General features: G+C 41.4%; 4 protein-coding genes. 1 reads left to right on the top strand and 3 read right to left on the bottom strand.

Annotated elements, in window-relative coordinates:
• Positions 1 to 108 precede the first annotated feature (108 nt).
• The 3 genes from rnc to Q0192_RS05820 are packed head-to-tail and all read right to left on the bottom strand — an operon-like array spanning position 109 to position 2,351.
• On the bottom strand, positions 109 to 834 hold the full coding sequence (gene rnc / locus Q0192_RS05830; RefSeq protein WP_299287512.1) for a ribonuclease III: 726 nt from the start codon (positions 832 to 834) through the stop codon (positions 109 to 111).
• 6 nt (positions 835 to 840) lie between these two features.
• Positions 841 to 2,094, bottom strand: a complete 1,254-nt coding sequence (fabF, locus tag Q0192_RS05825) for a beta-ketoacyl-ACP synthase II (protein ID WP_299287509.1) — start codon at positions 2,092 to 2,094, stop codon at positions 841 to 843.
• Positions 2,095 to 2,114: 20 nt separating this feature from the next.
• Positions 2,115 to 2,351 (bottom strand): acyl carrier protein, encoded by a 237-nt coding sequence (locus Q0192_RS05820; RefSeq protein WP_008241990.1) that lies wholly within the window; start codon positions 2,349 to 2,351, stop codon positions 2,115 to 2,117.
• Positions 2,352 to 2,571: 220 nt separating this feature from the next.
• On the opposite strand from Q0192_RS05820, the gene Q0192_RS05815 reads away from it, so the two are divergent.
• Positions 2,572 to 2,991 carry an IPExxxVDY family protein gene (locus Q0192_RS05815; protein ID WP_299287489.1) on the top strand — a complete coding sequence of 140 codons (420 nt, stop codon included), beginning with the start codon at positions 2,572 to 2,574 and terminating at the stop codon, positions 2,989 to 2,991.
• Positions 2,992 to 2,993 lie beyond the last annotated feature (2 nt).

Here is a 2,993-nt window from a genome sequence, read left to right as displayed (position 1 = left end):
ATGCTTCTTTTATCGCCTAAAATTTATTGTTCTTGTTGAAAGAGGATTTTTCCCTTCGGTCGAAATGACAGCGGCAATCGCAAACGAATAATTTTGTGGGAGAAAAAACTAAATCCCTAAAGCTTCACAAGCTTTTTCGGCAGCCAGTTTTTCGGCAGTTTTTTTGTTAAATTCCTTACCGCTGCCAAAAATTTCGCCATCAATACAAGCCTGCACGGTAAACAGTTTGGTGCTTTCGCCTTGCTGATTGGTAATCAACTCAAAACTAATGTCTTTACTATGGCGTTGGCACCATTCAATCAGTTTGCTTTTAAAATTGGTTTCCGTATTTTCTAATTTATGGATATCAATATGCGATTTGATAATCCGGTTTTCCAGAAAATTTTTGGTGAAATTGTAGCCTTTATCCAAATAAACGGCACCAATTAAAGCTTCAAAAGCATCGCCCAGCAAAGAACTTTGCCGGCTGGTATTGATTACACGGTTGTCAAATTCAACCAATTGTTCAAAACCCAATTTTCGGCCTAATTGATTTAGGTTGATGCGGCTTACGATTTTAGAACGCAGTTCCGTCAAAAACCCTTCATCTTCATAAGGGTACATTTTGAAAAGGATTTCGGCTACAACCGAACCAAGCACGGCATCGCCCAAAAACTCCAGCCTTTCGTTGCTGTTTTTGACGCCCTTTTTTACAACTTGCGCTACTGATTTGTGCCGAAAAGCCAAACGGTAAAGCATCAGATTGCCGGGCACAAAGCCAAGCAGGTTTTTTAACAGCTTAACGTATTTTCTGTCGGGAGATAAGTAAAGCTTGTAAAACCTTAAAATCCGCATCAAATACTATTCTTCGTATTTTTTGAAAATTACAGAAGCATTGTGCCCGCCAAAACCGAAAGTGTTGCTCAATGCAGTGCGTACCGTCCGTTTTTGAGGTTTGTTAAAAGTGAAGTTTAACTGAGGGTCAAACTCCGGGTCGTCTGTAAAATGATTAATCGTAGGCGGAACGATGTCGTTTTTGATAGCCAAAACAGAAGCAATGGCTTCGATAGCGCCTGCCGCACCAAGCAAATGGCCGGTCATGGATTTGGTAGAACTGATGTTTAGTTTGTAGGCATCATCCCCAAATAAACTAACGATAGCTTTGGTTTCGCTGATATCGCCAAGCGGCGTAGAAGTTCCGTGGACATTGATATAATCAATATCGCTGGTGGTTAAACCGGCATCCCGCAGTGCATTGCCCATTACCAAACGTGCGCCCAAACCTTCCGGGTGCGGTGCGGTAATGTGGTTTGCATCGGCGCTCATGCCGCCGCCAACCATTTCGGCATAAATTTTGGCCCCGCGTGCTTTTGCATGTTCCAAACTTTCCAGGATAATTGCCCCTGAACCTTCGCCGGCAACAAAACCATCACGGTCTTTATCAAAAGGGCGGGAAGCTGTTTTCGGGTCATCATTTCGGGTTGATAAAGCGTGCATGGCATTAAACCCGCCCATGCCGGCTTCATTAATAATCGCTTCTGATCCACCGGAAATAATCACATCGGCCACACCCAAACGAAGATAATTGAAAGAATCAATTAAAGCATTAGTGCCCGAAGCACAGGCAGAAACAGTAGAAAAGTTGGGGCCGCGCAAACCATATTTAATAGAAATGTGGCCTGGCGCAATGTCCAAGATCATTTTTGGGATAAAGTAAGGGTTGTAACGCGGCGTACCATCACCTTTGGCAAAGTTAGATACTTCATCCAAAAAAGTTTTTAAGCCACCAATCCCTGCTCCCCAGATTACGCCAATACGATTGGTGTCCAAGTTTGGAAAATCCAAATTTGCATCACGCACGGCTTCATCAACCGAAACCATGGCGTAATGCACAAAAGGGTCCATTTTGCGTGCTTCTTTACGGCCAAAAATTTCTTCGGCAGAAAAGTTTTTTATTTCGCAGGCAAACTTTGTCTTAAATTTTGTGGTGTCGAAACTTTTGATGAAGTCAGCCCCACTTATTCCATTGATCAGCGCGCCCCAATAATCCGGGACGTTGTTACCAATTGGAGTAAGTGCGCCCAAACCGGTTACAACTACTCTTTTTAGCTCCATTTATTTAGCAAAAAGCGCTATTATTTAACGTTTTTTTCCAGATAAGCGATGGCCTGGCCAACGGTGCCGATAGTTTCTGCCTGGTCATCAGGGATAGCTACATTAAATTCTTTTTCAAATTCCATGATCAGTTCTACAGTATCTAAAGAATCTGCACCTAAATCATTCGTGAAACTTGCTTCTGGTGTAACTTCGTTCTCGTCAACACCTAATTTTTCTACGATAATTGCTTTTACTCTGGAAGCGATATCAGACATAGTCTTTTAATTTTTTGGGTTAAATAAATCTGTGCAAAGAAAAATAAATTAAATCAAATATCAAACCGCAATAAAATTTTGATCGGCTTAAATCTTTTGCCGTATAAATACTGTTTTTACCACTATATTTTTGTGGTGGTAAATGTGGATAACTGTATAATAACTTCAAGTTTATTTAAATTTGATTTGTAGTTTAGACAACCCTAAGCATCACCTGGTTTTGAGTAGAAAGATACTAAGTTTTGAGTTAGACCTCGACTTTATATTGATTGCCCTGCGGTCGCCACTGCGCGATTACCGCCTTTGTTACCATATTAACAAAGAATTGCACACCGATTTTAGGAAAACGGCCGATTACTGCCTGCCTTTGTTTGGCGGTGCCGAACCGATGCAGTTTTCGCAGTATGTGTACAACATCGAAGCTTCTGAAACCGAATTTTATATCATTGCCAACCACGGCCTAACCGGATGCCTGATCCCCGAAATGGGCAGCACCAATTATTTTTTGCTGATTAAAAACCATTTTGACGACGAAGACCTGGAAAATGTGTTGCTGAGGTTGAAAAAGATAGCATTCATCGAGTCGGTAAAGCAAATTGACCCTAAAAACATCAAATCTCATGAAAACCTGTTGTTTTAAAC

It is taken from the genome of uncultured Mucilaginibacter sp. (assembly GCF_937859865.1).
In the GTDB taxonomy this organism is placed as follows: domain Bacteria; phylum Bacteroidota; class Bacteroidia; order Sphingobacteriales; family Sphingobacteriaceae; genus Mucilaginibacter_A.
Note: the sequence above shows the minus strand (reverse complement) of the source record. Positions and strands in the feature narration are given on the sequence as shown.

Bases quoted from the DNA above. Each gene is read 5' to 3' on its own strand.
- rnc (WP_299287512.1), bottom strand. From the start codon at position 834: ATGCGGATTTTAAGGTTTTACAAGCTTTACTTATCTCCCGACAGAAAA.
- Q0192_RS05820 (WP_008241990.1), bottom strand. From the start codon at position 2,351: ATGTCTGATATCGCTTCCAGAGTAAAAGCAATTATCGTAGAAAAATTA.
- fabF (WP_299287509.1), bottom strand. From the start codon at position 2,094: ATGGAGCTAAAAAGAGTAGTTGTAACCGGTTTGGGCGCACTTACTCCA.